The 15,712-nt window shown below is 65.7% G+C and carries 11 protein-coding genes; 2 read left to right on the top strand and 9 right to left on the bottom strand.

Annotated elements, in window-relative coordinates:
- Positions 1-226 precede the first annotated feature (226 nt).
- Entirely contained in the window at positions 227-1,744 is a 1,518-nt protein-coding gene (locus tag MUB46_RS07160; RefSeq protein WP_261615201.1) for a bifunctional metallophosphatase/5'-nucleotidase, read from the top strand.
- A 66-nt stretch (positions 1,745-1,810) separates the two neighbouring features.
- Here the strand turns inward: MUB46_RS07160 and MUB46_RS07155 are convergent, their stop codons facing one another.
- From MUB46_RS07155 to MUB46_RS07120, 8 genes are all read right to left on the bottom strand, one after another.
- Positions 1,811-3,031, bottom strand: coding sequence for a phenylacetate--CoA ligase family protein (locus MUB46_RS07155; protein ID WP_261615200.1), 1,221 nt, complete (start codon positions 3,029-3,031; stop codon positions 1,811-1,813).
- Between the two features lie 80 nt (positions 3,032-3,111).
- On the bottom strand, positions 3,112-3,966 hold the full coding sequence (locus MUB46_RS07150; RefSeq protein WP_261615199.1) for an ABC transporter ATP-binding protein: 855 nt from the start codon (positions 3,964-3,966) through the stop codon (positions 3,112-3,114).
- A gap of 98 nt (positions 3,967-4,064) precedes the next feature.
- Positions 4,065-5,384 (bottom strand): ABC transporter substrate-binding protein, encoded by a 1,320-nt coding sequence (locus MUB46_RS07145; RefSeq protein ID WP_261615198.1) that lies wholly within the window; start codon positions 5,382-5,384, stop codon positions 4,065-4,067.
- 139 nt (positions 5,385-5,523) lie between these two features.
- On the bottom strand, positions 5,524-6,603 hold the full coding sequence (locus MUB46_RS07140) for a branched-chain amino acid ABC transporter permease (RefSeq protein WP_261615197.1): 1,080 nt from the start codon (positions 6,601-6,603) through the stop codon (positions 5,524-5,526).
- Positions 6,604-6,618: 15 nt separating this feature from the next.
- Positions 6,619-7,575, bottom strand: a complete 957-nt coding sequence (locus MUB46_RS07135; RefSeq protein WP_261615196.1) for a branched-chain amino acid ABC transporter permease — start codon at positions 7,573-7,575, stop codon at positions 6,619-6,621.
- A gap of 12 nt (positions 7,576-7,587) precedes the next feature.
- Positions 7,588-8,385 carry an ABC transporter ATP-binding protein gene (locus MUB46_RS07130; RefSeq protein WP_261615195.1) on the bottom strand — a complete coding sequence of 266 codons (798 nt, stop codon included), beginning with the start codon at positions 8,383-8,385 and terminating at the stop codon, positions 7,588-7,590.
- Positions 8,382-10,361 (bottom strand): AMP-binding protein, encoded by a 1,980-nt coding sequence (locus tag MUB46_RS07125; protein WP_261615194.1) that lies wholly within the window; start codon positions 10,359-10,361, stop codon positions 8,382-8,384. Before MUB46_RS07125 ends, MUB46_RS07130 begins: the two co-directional genes overlap by 4 nt.
- Before the next feature lie 339 nt (positions 10,362-10,700).
- On the bottom strand, positions 10,701-11,375 hold the full coding sequence (locus MUB46_RS07120) for a Crp/Fnr family transcriptional regulator (protein ID WP_261615193.1): 675 nt from the start codon (positions 11,373-11,375) through the stop codon (positions 10,701-10,703).
- Between the two features lie 146 nt (positions 11,376-11,521).
- Here MUB46_RS07120 and MUB46_RS07115 point away from each other — a divergent pair, with 146 nt between their 5' ends.
- Complete coding sequence (locus tag MUB46_RS07115) at positions 11,522-12,226, top strand: SDR family oxidoreductase (protein WP_261615192.1); 705 nt, start codon at positions 11,522-11,524, stop codon at positions 12,224-12,226.
- Between the two features lie 6 nt (positions 12,227-12,232).
- Here MUB46_RS07115 and MUB46_RS07110 read toward each other — a convergent pair whose 3' ends face one another.
- Positions 12,233-15,709: an indolepyruvate ferredoxin oxidoreductase family protein gene (locus MUB46_RS07110; RefSeq protein WP_261615191.1), complete on the bottom strand. Its 3,477-nt coding sequence runs from the start codon at positions 15,707-15,709 to the stop codon at positions 12,233-12,235.
- Positions 15,710-15,712: the final 3 nt, after the last annotated feature.

Here is a 15,712-nt window from a genome sequence, read left to right as displayed (position 1 = left end):
GATAGCAACCATCCACATCGACAACCAAACATCCGCCACCTGAACGACCCGACGTCTACTTCGGAAAGACTCCGAAGAGGGCGACAAACAACACAACGCCACCCCCCGAGCACGATTGAACAGCGGGCGGCGGCCGCGGAAAAAACGGCGCCGGCGGCGTCATGTACAGGTCAACAGTTCGTGTAGAATGACTGACCTAAAGTAACCCGGCTGGAAAAGGCTCCCCATGCAGAAGCGATGGCTCTCGCGGTTTGTCCTGGTGGCATTGGCTTTCGCCCTCGGATCGACCGCGGCGCGGACGGACGCGCTCGCCGAACCGGTCGCCGTCACCTTCGTTCTTGTGAACGACCTCGACTCGATCGAGGTGGGAGAGCCGCGTGGCGGCTTCGCACGGCTTGCGACGCTCGTCGCCCGCGAACGCGCCGCCAACAGGAACACATTGGTCCTGCATGCAGGCGACGCGATCTTCCCGTCGCTGCTGTCGGGCTTCGATCAGGGCACGCACATCATCCAGCTCCTCAACACGATCGCCCCGGACGCCATGACCCCCGGCAATCACGAATTCGATCTCGGCGCCGACGTGTTCCGCGAGCTGGTCGGGCAGGCGACGTTTCCCGTTCTCGCGGCGAACATGCGCGAGGCCGACGGAAAGCGCGTTCGCGGCGTTAGAGACACGCGGATGTTCGAATTCGACGGCGTGAAGGTCGGCCTCGTCGGGCTGACCTCGGACGAAGCCTACGTGAAGTCGAACCCCGGCAATCTGACGTTCAGCGAGATGTCGGAGACGCTTGAGGTACAGGCGGCCAGACTACGGGAGGCCGGCGCCGACATCGTCGTCGCCCTGGCGCATGCCGACCGTCCTGAGGACCAGGCCCTGATAGGCACGCGCGCGGCCGATGTCATCCTGAGCGGCGACGACCACGACCTCACGGTGTTCTTCGACGGTCGCACCCTGCTCGCGGAGTCGAAGGCGCAAGCCGAGTACATCGTCGTGGTCGACCTTGCGATCGACATCGAAGAGTCGGATGGCCGGCGGTTGGTGCGCTGGACACCGGGCATTCGGGTCGTCGATACCGCCCAGATCGCGCCGGACCCCGACGTCGCCGCCCGGATCCGCGGCTACGAGGCGGAACTCTCGAAGGAACTCGACGTCGGGCTGGGCACGGTCGACGTCGCCCTCGACAGCCGCCGCGCCATCGTGCGCACCCAGGAATCAGCGATCGGCAACCTGATCGCGGACGCCATGCGCTCTGCGACCCGCGCCGACGCGGCGATCACCAACGGTGGCGGCATACGCGGGGAAAAGATCTATCAGACCGGCGCGGAGCTGACCCGCCGCGACATCCTCACCGAACTGCCCTTCCGCAACAAGACCGTGATCATCGAACTGACCGGCGCCCAGATCAAGGAAGCCCTCGAGAACGGATACTCGGCAATAGACCAGGTAAGCGGACGCTTCGCCCACGTCTCCGGCATGCGCGTCACCGCGGATCTGTCGAAGCCGGTCGGCGAGCGTGTCACCGGCGTCGAGATCGGCAACGCGCCCCTGGACCCGGCGAAGACCTACAAGATCGCCACCAACGACTTCCTGCTGCGCGGCGGCGACGGCTATACCGTGTTCGGGGAAGGCAAGGTGATCCGCGGCGCGCTGCACGGCAACCTGATGGCCAGCGACGTCATGGTCTATGTGCGCATAAGGGGGACGAAGGGCGCCGCCGTGGACGGACGCGTCTCGCTGCAGTGAGGCTCGCGCCGCAGAAAGGCCGGCCGCAAGGACCGGCGCCGCGGCGGGGCCGGCAGGTGTAGGCCATCAGGTGTAGCTGCGCTCGTCCGCGATGACCTTGCCATCGTTGGGCAGGCTGCCCGGCTCCACGAGCTCGACGCCCCCCTTCATCTTGGTCACCGACTGCAGGGTTTCGGCCAGACCGTCCCGGTCGCCGCCCTCCGCCTTCAGCGTCATGGCGTCCTGCTCGCCGTCGCGGGTGACGACGAGGCGCAGCCTGCCGGCTTCCGGATGGCGGCGCCCGATCTCGGCGATCTGCTCCGGGTCGACGAACATGCCCTTGACCTTGGTGCGCTGGTCGGCGCGTCCCATCCAGCCCTTGATGCGCATGTTGGTGCGCCCGCACGGCGAGATGCCGGGCAAGACCGCCGACAGGTCGCCGGTGCCGAAACGGATCAGCGGATAGTCCCCGTTGAAGCTGGTGACGACGATCTCGCCGACCTCGCCCTCCGCGACCGGTTCGCCAGTGCCGGGGCGGACGATCTCGACGATCATCTCCTCGGTGATGACCATGCCGTCGCGCGCCGCGCTCTCGTAGGCGATGATGCCGATGTCGGCCGTGCCATAGCCCTGCAGCACCTCGACGCCGCGCCCGCTCAGCTCCTCGCGCAGCGACGGCGGCAGGGCGGCGCCGGAGACGAGTCCCATCTTCAGGCTGGACACGTCCCTGCCGAGCTCGTCGGCCTTGTCGAGCAAGACCTTCAGGAAGTCCGGCGTGCCGGCGTAGCCCTTCGGCCGAAGCTGGGCGATCGCATCGACCTGCAGTTCGGTGTTGCCGACGCCGGCCGGGATGACCGCACAGCCGAGCGCGCGGGCGCCGGACTCGAACATGTGGCCGGCCGGCGTCATGTGGTAGGCGAAGGAATTGTGGACGACGTCGCCGGGCCTCAGGCCGACCGCGAACAGGGCGCGCGCCGCGCGCCACCAGTCCTTGCCGGCCCCTTCCGGCTCGAAGATCGGACCGGGCGACATGAACAGGCGCGCGAAGGCGCCCGGCGCCTTGGTCACCAGACCGCCGAACGGCGGGCGCTCGCGCTGCAGTTCCAGAAGCCTGGACTTGCGCAGCACCGGCAGCCTGGCCAGGCTCTCGCGATCCGTCACCGCGCGGGCGTCGACGCCCTTCAGCAGATCGGCCCAGCCGGGCGCCGCCCGCATGCATTCGCCGATGAACCCCGGCAAGGCGTCGAACAGCGCCCTCTCGCGCGCCTGCGGGTCACGGGTTTCCAGCGAATCGAAATGTTCCCCCATCGGGCTTCAACCTCGTTGTGCATGCGCCGCGCCGCCGCGGCATGGGACCTGTCCGTTCGCCGCGGCGGGCGATCGGGCGTTCACGACAGCCAGCGCTTGCGCCGGCGATAGCTTTTGACATCGCGGAAACTGCGCCGTTCGCCGCCGCCGACGCCAAGGTAGAATTCCTTGACGTCCTCGTTCTCGCGCAGGGCCGACGCCTCGCCGTCGAGCACCACCCGGCCGTTCTCCAGGATGTAGCCATACTTAGCGTATTTCAGCGCCATGTTGGTGTTCTGCTCGGCCAGCAGGAAGCTGACGCCCTCGTTGACGTTGAGCTGCTTGACGATCTCGAAGATCTCCTCGACGAGCTGGGGGGCGAGCCCCATCGACGGTTCGTCGAGCAGGATCATCGTCGGCCGCGACATCAGCGCCCGTCCGATCGCGCACATCTGCTGTTCGCCGCCCGAGGTATAGCCGGCGAGGCTCGAGCGGCGCTCGCGCAGGCGCGGGAAGTAGCTGTAGACCATCTCCAGGTCCTGGCGGATGGCGCCGCCGCCGTCGCGGCGCGTGTACGCCCCGGTGAGCAGGTTCTCCTCGATGGTCAGATGGCCGAAGCAATGCCGCCCCTCCATCACCTGGATGCAGCCGCGCCGGACCAGCTCGTTCGGCGACAGGGCCTCGACCCGCTCTCCCTTGAAGATGATCGCGCCCTTGGTGACGTCGCCGCGCTCGGCGCCGAGCAGGTTGGAAATCGCCTTCAGAGTCGTCGTCTTGCCGGCGCCGTTGGCGCCCAGCAGCGCCACGATGCCGCCCTCGGGCACCGTCAGCGACACGCCTTTCAGCACCAGGATGACGCGGTCGTAGATGACCTCGATATTGTTGACGGAGAGGACCGGCGCCACATCGGGCGCAACCGCATCACCGACATGGGTGGTCGCAGCCACGGCATTCATCGCGATTTCTCCCCGCGGGTCGTCTCGTAGAACAAAGTGCTGGATGTCCTGATTGCGGGGCCGCGGCAGACGCCGCGACCCCGCTTGTCGTCATGCGCTTACTGTGCGCAGGCCTCCGTCCGCTCCGGCCACGGAGCGTTCTTCTCGGCATACTCCTTGGCGGCCGCCGCGAGCAGCGGCTGGACGACGTCGGTCATCGGCGCGAACCAGTCGGTCGCCTGGGTCCACTTCTCGCCATCCCACTGGGCGATGTACATGTTGTGGTGGCCGCTGTGATCCGAACAGCTCATCTTGATGGCCGGCGCGAAGCCTTCCAGGCCTATCTCCTTCCAGCGTTCCTCCGTGATCTCGAGATTCTCGAGTCCGGCCCGCATGTCGGCCGCGTCAATGACCTTCTTGCCGGTCATCTCCTGCGCCGTACGGATGGCTTCGGCCATCAGCACCGAGTTGAGGACGCCGCGGTTGTAGAGGTTCTCGCCGACCTTGGCGGGATCCGTCTGGCCCTTGCCGGTATCGAGGACGTGCTTCTTGATGTCCTGGAGCGCGGGATAGTCGGCGCCGACACCGTTGAAGTTCATCGTCTTGTAGCCCTTGGCGTCCGCGCCGCCGGCGCGCGCGTCGTCGTCGCCGCCCGACCACCAGATGCCGATGAACTTGTCCATCGGATAGCGGATCTTCGCGGCTTCCTTGACGGCGGTCGGGTTCATGGCGCCCCAGCCCCACATGACCATGTAGTCCGGCCGGTCACGGCGCACGTTCAGCCACTGCGAGGACTGGTTCTGCATCTCCTTGCCGGGAACCGGATACTGCAGCAGCTCGAACCCGTATTGCTTGGCAAGGTCCTCGAGCAGCGGGATCGGCTCGCGGCCATAACCGGCGTCGAGGAAGATATAGCCGATCTTCTTGCCCTTCAGCTTGTCGAGGCCGCCTTCCTGGTCGGCGATGTGCTTGATGATGCCCGACGCGCCGTCCCAATAGGTGGCCGGCGGGTTGAACACCCACGGGAACACGTTGCCCTCGGCAGCCGCCGAAAGCCCATAGGCCATCGACAGGACCGGGATCTTGTCGACCGAGGCCTTGGGGATCAGCTGCAGGGTGATGCCGGTCGAATACGGATTGTAGACGAGCGGGTTCTTGCCCTTGGTTCCCTCGTAGCACTCGACGCCCTTCTGTGTGTCGTAGCCGGTCTCGCATTCCTCGATCTCGATTTTGACGCCGTTGATGCCGCCGTCACGCTCGTTGAGCATCGTGAGGTAGTCCCACATGCCGTTGGCGACCGGGATGCCGGAGCCGGCGAAGGGACCCGTCCGGTAGGACAGAAGCGGGATGAACACGGTGTCCTGCGCGAACGCCTCGGCGGCAAGGCTGCCTGCCATGGCGAACGCGGCGACACCGAGGGCGCATTTTCTAAACATCATTGCGTACCTCCCAGTTGGCCGGCTGTGTATCAGCCGTTGTGGACCGTTGAATTCCGGAAACACCAGGCGCGGTCCGATGCCCGATGGTACCGATTTGAGGCCGCCCGTTCAGGGACGACCCACGATGGTCCGGCGCCCCTCACGCGTAGGGGAACGGCCAGACCCGAAGCTTTTCCTTGCCGATCTGCCATAGCCGCGCGAGGCCATGCGGCTCGACGACCAGGAAGAAGATGATGAGCGCCCCCACGATCATCCGGCTGACATGCTCGACGGTTTCCGCACCGATATCGATGCCGATCTCAGGCAGCCCCGTGCGCAGCACGACGGGAAGGATCCAGATGAAGGCAGCGCCGAAGAAGCAGCCGATCAGACTGCCCAGGCCGCCGAGGATCGCCATGAACAGGATCTGGAACGACAGGGTGATCGAGAACGACGACGGTTCCGCCGCGCCGAGCCAGAAGAACACCATCATCGCGCCGGCGACGCCGCAGATGTAGGACGACACCGCGAAGGCCGACAGCTTGGTGAAGAGCGGCCGTACGCCCATCAGCTCGGCGGCGATATCCATGTCGCGGATCATCATCCAGGTCCGGCCGATCCGGCCGCGGATGACGTTCTTCATGATCAGCGTGGTGACGACCACGATCCCGAGCACGACATAGTAGCGGGTGACCGGAGGCGAGGCCGGACCGGCGAGAACGAACCCGCCCAGTCCCGTGCGCTCGGGCACCTCGATGGCGCCGGAGTTGTTGTAGTTGTAGAGCCACGGAATGCGGATGAAGCACCACTCCAGGAAGAACTGGGCGGCGAGCGTCGTGACGGCGAGATAAAGCCCCTTGATGCGCAGAGACGGCAATCCGAAGACGATGCCGATGCCCGCCGAGAAGATGCCCGACAGAACCACCAGGATGATGATGTTCACGTCCGGGAAGAACGTGGTCAGCTTGTAGCAGGCATAGGCGCCGACCCCCATGAACGCGCCGGTGCCAAGCGAAAGCTGGCCGGCATAGCCGGTCAGCACGTTGAGCCCGATGGTCGCCATGGCGAAGATCAGGAACGGGATCATGATCGAGGCCAGGACGAAGTCGGAGGCGATGAGCGGGATCAACAGGGCGATGACGAGGATGACGACGACGCCGATCCGATCCTGCAGGATCGGGAAGACCGCCTGGTCCGCCTCGTAGGTCGTCTTGAACTGGCCGGCTTCGCGGTACAGCATGTTCGTTTCAGCCCCTCACACGCGCTCGATGATCTTCTCGCCGAACAATCCCTGCGGCCTGAACAGCAGGAAGATCAGCGCGATGACGTAGGCGAGCCAGCTCTCGATGCCGCCGCCGACCAGCGGCCCCCAGTAGATCTCCCCGATCTTTTCGCCGATGCCGATGATCAGCCCGCCGACGATGGCGCCGGGGATCGACGTGAAGCCGCCGAGGATCAGCACGGGAAGGGCCTTGAAGGCGACGATTTCCAGCGCGAAGGAAACGTCCGATCGCGCCCCCCACATGATTCCGGTCGCCAGCGCCACGATGCCGGCGGCGAACCAGACGATGACCCAGATCTGATCGAGCGAGATGCCGACCGACAGCGCCGCCTGATGGTCGTCGGCCACCGCCCGCAGCGCCCGTCCGATCCGCGTCTTGTTGAAGAAGACGGCGAGCGCGAGGACCATGATGATGGCGATGACGGCCGCCGCGATGTCGATGTGCTGGAGGATGACCAGCCCGCCGAGCACGTCGAAGGCCGTCGATCCCGTCGGCAGGCCGAGTTCCTCGGTGATCATCACCTTCGGATCGCCGCCGAAGACGAACTCGCCGAAGCCGATCAGGAAGTAGGTCAGGCCGATCGTCGCCATCAGCAGGATGATGTCCGGCTGGTTGACGAGGTGATGGAAGATCGTCCGCTCCACCACATAGGCAAGGACGCCCATGATGGCGATGGTCGCGATCAGCGCCACGTAGGCGGGCAGGCCAAGCGCATAGAGCCCGACCAGCGACAGGGCGGCGAACACCACCATGATGCCCTGCGCGAAATTGAAGACTCCGGAGGCCTTGAAGATCAGCACGAAGCCGAGCGCGATCAGTGCGTAGAGGATGCCGGAGACGAAGCCTTCCCACAGAACCTGCAGGAGGAAGTCCGGCAGCTCGACCATCTGCACGAAGGGATCGATGAAGACCTGGTAGAGGATATCCATTGCCATCGTCCCCTAGTGCGAGACGCCGAGATAGGCGTCGATGACGTCCTGGTTTGCCTGCACCTCGGCGGGCAGGCCGTCGGCGATCTTCTCGCCGTGGTCGAGCACCACCACCCGGTCGGACAGGTCCATGACCACGCCGATATCGTGCTCGATCAGCGCGATCGTCGTGCCGAGCTGCTGGTTCACGTCGAGGATGAAGCGGCTCATGTCCTCCTTTTCCTCGAGGTTCATGCCCGCCATCGGCTCGTCGAGCAGCAGCAGATCCGGCTCCATGGCCAGCGCCCGGGCCAGCTCGACGCGCTTCTGCAGGCCGTAGGGCAACCGCCCGACCGGCGTCTTGCGGATCGCCTGGATCTCGAGGAAGTCGATGATCTCCTCGACCTTGTGCCGGTTCTCGACCTCTTCCTTCAGCGCCGGTCCCCAGTGCAGGCACTGCCAGAAGAAGCCGCGATGCATCTTCAGGGTCCGCCCGGCCATGATGTTGTCGAGCGTCGTCATGCCGCGGAACAGCGCCACGTTCTGGAACGTTCGGGCGATGCCCTGGCTCGCCGCCTCGTAGGGCTTCATGCGCCGGCGCTGCTCGCCGCGGAAGGAGATCGTTCCTTCCTGCGGATGGTAGAAGCCGTTGATGACGTTGAGCATCGACGTCTTGCCGGCGCCGTTGGGGCCGATGATCGCGCGGATCTCGCCCCGCTTGATATCGAACGACACGTTGCGGATGGCGCGCACGCCGCCGAACGACAACGAAATGTCGTCAACCGCCAGAAGGGTCTCGGCCATCGTCGACTCGGCTGCCAGCGCGCTCATTCGGCGGCCTCCTGCTGCGCCCCGAGGCCGAAGGTCTGCACATCGCGGATCTTGACCCGCGCCTTGATCGCGCCCTTGCGGCCGTCCTCGAAGGTCACTTCCGTCGAGATGTCCTGTTCGGTTGAGCCGTCGTAGAGCGCGGAGATCAGCGGCGCATACTTCTCGGCGATATAGCCGCGCCGGACCTTCTGGGTGCGGGTCAGCTCGCCGTCGTCGGCGTCCAGCTCCTTGTGCAGGATCAGGAAGCGGTGGATCTGCGAACCGGCCATCCGCGGCTCGTTCGACAGGTCCCGGTTCACCTCGACCACATGCGCCTCCAGCATGTCGTAGACCTGCGGCAGGCCGGCGAGCTCCTGGTAACTCGCATAGGAGACGTTGTTGCGCTCCGCCCAGTTGCCGACCGCGACGAGATCGATGTTCAGCATCATGGTCACGAAGTCGCGTTCATGCCCGAAGGCCACGGCCTCCTTGATGTTCGGGTAGAACTTCAGCTTGTTTTCCAGGTATTTCGGCGCGAACAGCGTGCCGTCCTTGAGGTGGCCGACGTCCTTGGCGCGATCGATGATCCGCAGGTGCCCCTCGCTGTCGAAGAAGCCGGCGTCGCCGGTATGCACCCAGCCTTCCGCGGTCTTCGTCGCCTTGGTCGCGTCCTCGTTCTTGTAGTAGCCCACGAACACGCCCGGCGAGCGGTAGAGCACCTCGCCGGAATCGTCGATCCGGATCTCGACCTCCGGAGCCGGCTTGCCGACCGTGTCGGCGCGGATCTCGCCGTCGGGCTGCACCGTCACGAAGACGGTGGCTTCGGTCTGGCCGTAGAGCTGCTTCAGGTTGAGGCCGAGCGACCGGTAGAAGCGGAAGATCTCTGGCCCGATCGCCTCGCCGGCGGTATAGCCGACGCGCATGCGGGACAGGCCCAGCACGTTCTTCAGGGGCTCGTAGACCAGCACCTTGCCGATCGCATAGAGCACACGGTCGGAGAACGGCACCGGCTCGCCGTTGAGGATTTTTTCGCCGGCCCGGCGCGCCACCGCCAGGAAATAGTGGAACATCTTCCGCTTCAGCGGACCGGCGTCCTCCATCCGGATCATCACGGTGGTCAGCAGGGTCTCGAAGATGCGCGGCGGCGAGAAGAAATAGGTCGGGCCGATCTCGCGCAGGTCCTGCAGCATCGTTTCCGCCGATTCCGGGCAGGCGACGCAGAAGCCGCTCCAGTAGGATTCGGCGTAGGAGAAGATGTGGTCGCCGACCCAGGCCATCGGCAGATAGGCGAGCACCTCGTCCTGCTCGGTGAGATGGTCGAACTCGCAGGCGAGCCTGGCGCTGATTACCGTGTTGTCGAAGGACAGCATGACGCCCTTCGGCTGGCCGGTGGTGCCCGACGTATACAGGATCACCGCGATATCGGAGCCCTTGCCCGCCGCGATCGAGGCGTCGAGCGCCGCGGCGGCGTCGGAATTGGAGGCGAGTGCCTTTCGGCCGAGCGCCTGGACGTCGCCGAAGGGGTGCAGACGGTCGTGATCGTAGTCCTTCAGGCCACGGCTCTCGTCGTAGATGATGCGCTCGAGCCCCTTCAGGTCGTCGGACAGCGAGAGCAGCTTGTCGACCTGCTCCTGGTCCTGGACCACGGCGAAACGCGCCTCGGCATGCTGCAGCACAAAGACCATCTCGGCGGCCACCGCGTCCTGATAGACCGGCACCGGGATCGCGCCGATCATCTGCGCGGCGCACATTGTCCAGTAGAGACGGGGCTTGTTGGCGCCGATGATGGCGATCTTGTCGCCGCGCTCGAGCCCGAGCTCGGAAAGCCCGACGGCGAAGGCCCGCACCTCGTCGAGCACCTCCGCCCAGGTCCAGGTCTGCCAGATGCCCAGGTCTTTTTCCCGGATCGCCGGCCGATCGGCCCAGATTCGGGCATTGCGGACGAGCAGCTTCGGAAACGTATCCTCGCCGCCCGTGGAAGCCACGGCTTGCGTCATCGGTTTCCCCACCTGAAAGCGCGCCGTTTTCGGCGCTTATTGTGCTTTGACGTTAGAACCGACCGGTAGCCACAATCAAGCGTCGCAGCGTCTTATGTATGCGTAGCCGGATGCGCCGATCGGAGGCCGCAGTGTGCACATCCTGCCGGATGATACCATCGGACAGTTGACAGACAGATGGGGGTAACATCAATTAGGCGTGGGAGAATATAGCTGGCGAACATAGCCGGCGGAGTTTTTCGGGCCCAAACACCCACCATTTCTGTAGCCGGCATCCAATTTCCCCGAAAAATTGCACGGTTTCGGGCCATTCGCCCATGACCGGGAATTTCTCCCCGGCTACTCTCCGAAATGCTTCAGACCGTCCAGGTCCAGGATCTCGACGCCGTCGTGCGCGACCCGGACGAGCCCCGCCTCCTCGAGCACCTTCAGGCTGCGGTTCGCCATCTGACGGGACAGGCCCGACAGCAGCCCGAGTTCCTCCTGGCTGATCTCCAGGTGCTTGCCGATGCCCGGCGACAGCACCGGATTGCACAGCCAGGCGATGCATCGCGCCACGCGCGGCGTCGCCTCGAACGCCCTGTCGTGGCCGAGAAAGGCGATGAACTGGCCCAGGCGCTCGTTCAGCTGGGTAACGAGGAAACGATTGAAGCCGGTCGAGTTCTCGAAAAGCCACCGGAACGTGGACCCGGTCATGCAGGCGATCTGGCTGTTGCGCAGCGCCACGATATCGTACTGGCGCGGCTCGTTCTTGATGATCGAGCCTTCGCCGAACCAGCCGCCGTTGGTTATGCCGGTATAGCTGACCGCCTTTCCGGAACTCGTCACCGTGCTCATCTTGACGATGCCCGACACGACACCCGTCCAGGAGTCGAAGCTGTCGCCGCGATGGAACAGATAGGTGCCTGTCGAGAGCGTCCTCTCGGTGATGCCCCGGCAGGCCCGATCCGCCTCCTCGTCGGTCAGTTCCTTCGACCAGACGGCGATGCGGCTGAGATGTTCCGGGGCGATCACCAGATCCTCACGGGCTCCTTGCGGGTTTCGCCCGAAGTATCGCCCCACATGCACCGTTGCTCAAGCGCACGGCGGTGCGGTGTCTTATCGCTGCCGCGAATGCTAGAAAACCACTGCGAAGGCAAACCAACAGGGGGGACCGGCCCATGAGCGAACGGAAAGTCGCGATTGTCATCGGCGGGGGCAGCGGCATGGGCGCCGCGGCCGCGCGCAAGCTGGCCGGCGACGGGTTCTCCGTCGCGATCCTCTCGTCCTCCGGAAAGGGCGTCGCGCTGGCCGAGGAGCTCGGCGGCTTCGGCGTCCAGGGCTCCAATCAGTCGAACGAGGATCTGGGCCGGCTCGTCTCCGAGACGGTCGCCAAGTGGGACCGCATCGACGCGGTCGTCTCCAGCGCCGGACACGGGCCCAAGGGCGCCGTTCTCGACATATCGGACGAGGACTGGCACCGCGGCATGGACTTCTATCTGATGAACGTCGTCCGCATCGCGCGGATCGCGACGCCGGTGATGCAGCGCCAGGGCGGCGGGGCCTTCGTCAACATCTCCACCTACGCGACCTTCGAGCCGGAATCGACGTTCCCGACGTCGGGCGTCTTCCGTGCCGGCCTCGCCGCCTTCACCAAGCTGTTCGCCGATGCCCATGCGGCCGAGAACATTCGCATGAACAACGTGCTGCCCGGCTTCATCGACAGCCTGCCCGAATCCGCGGAACGGCGCGCGCGCATCCCGATGGGACGCTACGGCCACGCCGACGAGGTCGCCAACCTGATCGCCTTCCTCGCCTCCGACCGGTCAAGCTACATCACCGGCCAGAACATCCGCATCGACGGCGGCATCACCCGCTCTGTGTGAGCCCGATCACTCTGCCGCCTGACGCGCCGCAGCGGCACCGGAGCGAAACGCCTCGGCCAGCGCGGTCCACTCGGCCCTGGCGGCCGTCAGGTTGCGCTCCTTGACGGGCCCGTAGCCGCGGATCTTCTCCGGCACCGAAACGAGCGCCAGCGCCGTCGTGTGCCGTGCGGCATCGAGCCTTGAGACGACCTCGTCCAGCGTCGCCTCGTAGTCGGCGATCAACTGGCGTTCCATGCGCCGCTCGTGGGAATAGCCGAAGATGTCGAAGGCCGTGCCGCGCAGGCCCTTCAGCGTGGCCAGCATCCTGAAGCCCTTCATCATCCAAGGGCCGTAGACGCTCTTCTCCGGCCGTCCCGTCGCCGGGTCCGGTTTGTTGAGAAGCGGCGGGGCGAGATGGAACTTCAGCTTGTAGTCGCCCTCGAACGTATCGGCGATCGCCTTGGCGAAGGTGCCGTCGGTATAGAGCCGGGCGACCTCGTACTCGTCCTTGTAGGCCATCAGTTTGAACAGATAGCGGGCCACCGCCTCGGTGAGCGCCGTCTCGCCGGACTTCACCGCCTGTTCGGCGGCACGGACGCGCTCGACCCGCGCGCGATAGCGCTCGGCGTAGGCGGCGTTCTGGTAGCCAGTTAGGAAGGCGGCGCGGCGATCGATGATCTCGTCGAGGTTCGTCGCGATGTCGTGCAGCGGATCGGCATCGCGGCCCGGCTCCGCCAGCGCTTCCACCGCGTCCGCGTCTATCGCCGCCCAGCGGCCCCAACGGAACGCGGCGACATTGTCGGCGACGGCCACGCCGTTCAGCGCGATCGCCTTTTCCAGCGCCTCCGCCGACAGAGGCAGCCGCCCGAGCTGATAAGCATAGCCGAGCATGAAGATGTTGCCGAGGATCGAGTCGCCGAGAAGCGCGGTCGCGAGCCCGGTCGCATCAACGGTGTGGACGTGCCCCTGCCCCGCCTGTCCGCGGATCGCCCGTTTCAGCCGCTCGATCGGCAGGCTGAAGTTGGCATTGTGCGTTAGATCGCCGGGATAGGCGGCATGGGTGTTGATGACCACCTCCGTGCGGCCCGGCCGCATCGAGGCAAGCACCTTCTTGGTGCCGGCGACCACGATGTCGCAGCCGAGCACCAGCTCGGCCGCGCCGGCCGACACCCGGATCGCGGAGATCGAGTCGAGATCTTCGGCGATCTTCAGGTGCGTCAGCACCGAACCGCCCTTCTGCGCCAGCCCGGCCATGTCGATGATGCCGCAGGCCTTGCCTTCCAGATGCGCGGCCATGCCGATCAGTGCGCCGATGGTGACGACGCCGGTGCCCCCGACGCCCGTGACCACCACGTCGTAGGTCCCGTCGATCTGCGGCAGGTCGGGCGTCGGGAAATCCGGGAAATCGGTCTCGCCGACCGTGTTGCGCTTGCCCTTCTTCAGCCGCCCGCCCTCGACGGTGACGAAGCTCGGGCAGAACCCCTTGATGCAGGAATAGTCCTTGTTGCAGCTCGACTGGTCGATCTGCCGCTTGCGGCCGAACTCCGTCTCCACCGGCTGGATCGCGACGCAGTTCGACTGGACGCCGCAATCGCCGCAGCCTTCGCATACGAGTTCGTTGATGAAGATCCGCTTCTGCGGGTCGGGGAACTGGCCGCGCTTGCGCCGGCGCCGCTTTTCCGCCGCGCAGGTCTGGTCATAGATCAGGACGGTCAGGCCCGGGATCTCGCGCAGCGTCTTCTGCACCGCGTCGAGTTCGGAACGGTGATGGATGGTGACGCCGGCCGGGAACTCGGTGCCGGTAGGATACTTGTCCGGCTCGTCGGTGACGATGACGACCTTCTTGGCCCCCTCGGCGGTGACCTGGGCGGCGATCTGCGGCACCGTCAGCCCGCCCTCGTGGCGCTGCCCGCCGGTCATCGCGACCGCGTCATTGAACAGGATCTTGTAGGTGACGTTGACGCCGGACGCGGCGGCTGCGCGCAGCGCCAGATAGCCCGAATGGTTGTAGGTGCCGTCGCCGAGGTTCTGGAACACATGCCCGCGCTTGGAGAACGGCGCCTCGCCGATCCAGTTGGCGCCCTCGCCGCCCATCTGGGTGAAGCCCTCGGTATGCCGGTCCATCCACTGGGCCATGAAGTGGCAGCCGATGCCGGCATAGGCATGGCTGCCCTCCGGCACCACGGTGGAGGTGTTGTGCGGGCAGCCAGCGCAGAAATACGGGGTGCGGCTGGCCACGTCCTGGGTGTCGGCGAGAACCTTCTGGAAGGCCCTGATCTCGTCCAGCCTGGCGGCGACGTCCTTGTCCTTGCGGACCGACAGAACGCGCTCGCCGATGGCAATCGCGATATCGTTGGGATCGAGCGCGCCCTTGGACGGAAACAGCCAGCCGCCGGTCTCGTTGTGCTTGCCGACGATCACCGGCGCCTTGCCGGTGCCATAGAGCTGCTCCTTCAGCTGTGTCTCGATCAGCGAGCGCTTTTCCTCGACGACGATGATCAGGTCCAGCCCGTCGGCGAAGCGCTTGACGCCTTCCGGCTCCAACGGCCACGGGCAGGCCACCTTGAAGAGCCGGATGCCGAGTTTGGCCGCCTTCACCTCGTCGATGCCGAGGTCCTCGAGCGCCTGACGCACGTCGAGATAGCTCTTGCCCGCCGTGGCGATGCCGATCTTCGGCGTCTTGCCGCCCTGCATGACGATCTTGTCGAGCTTGTTGGCCCGCAGATAGGCAAGGATCGCGTAGCGCTTGAAATCGTGCAGGCGGGCTTCCTGCGTGATCGGATGATCGCCGATCCGGATATTGAGGCCGCCGGGCGGCATCTCGAAATCGGTCGGCGTCTTGATCTCGACCCGGTCGACGCGGCCATCGACGATCGCCGTCGACTCGATGGTGTCCTTGACGCACTTGATGCCGCACCAGGTGCCGGCATAGCGCGACAGCGCCCAGCCGTGCACGCCGTAGTCGAGGATCTCCTGGACGCCCGCCGGGCTCAGGATCGGGATCATCGCATCGACGAAGGCGAACTCGGACTGGTGCGCGGTGGTGGAGGATTCGCAGGTATGGTCGTCGCCCATCAGCGCCAGAACGCCGCCGCGCGGCGCGGACCCGGCGAAATTGGCGTGCCGGAAGACGTCACCGGTCCGGTCGACGCCGGGACCCTTGCCGTACCAGATGCCGAACACCCCGTCGAACGCACCCTGCCCGCGCAGTTCGGCCTGCTGCGCGCCCCACAGCGCGGTGGCCGCCAGGTCCTCGTTCAGACCCGGCTGGAACACCACGTCGGATTGCTGCAGCAGCGTCTTGGCGCGGCCGAACGTCTGGTCGAGACCGCCGAGCGGCGAGCCGCGGTATCCGGTGACGTAGCCGGCGGTGTTGAAGCCGTCTCGCCGGTCGCGCTCCTTCTGCATCAGGCAGAGCCGGAGTACGGCCTGGGTGCCGGAAACGAAAACCTGATCCTTGGAAAGATCGTACTTGTCGTCGAGCGTGACGGGTTTGAGCGCCATCAG

Source organism: Microbaculum marinisediminis, assembly GCF_025397915.1.
GTDB classification, from domain to species: Bacteria; Pseudomonadota; Alphaproteobacteria; order Rhizobiales; family Tepidamorphaceae; genus Microbaculum; species Microbaculum marinisediminis.
Note: the sequence above shows the minus strand (reverse complement) of the source record. Positions and strands in the feature narration are given on the sequence as shown.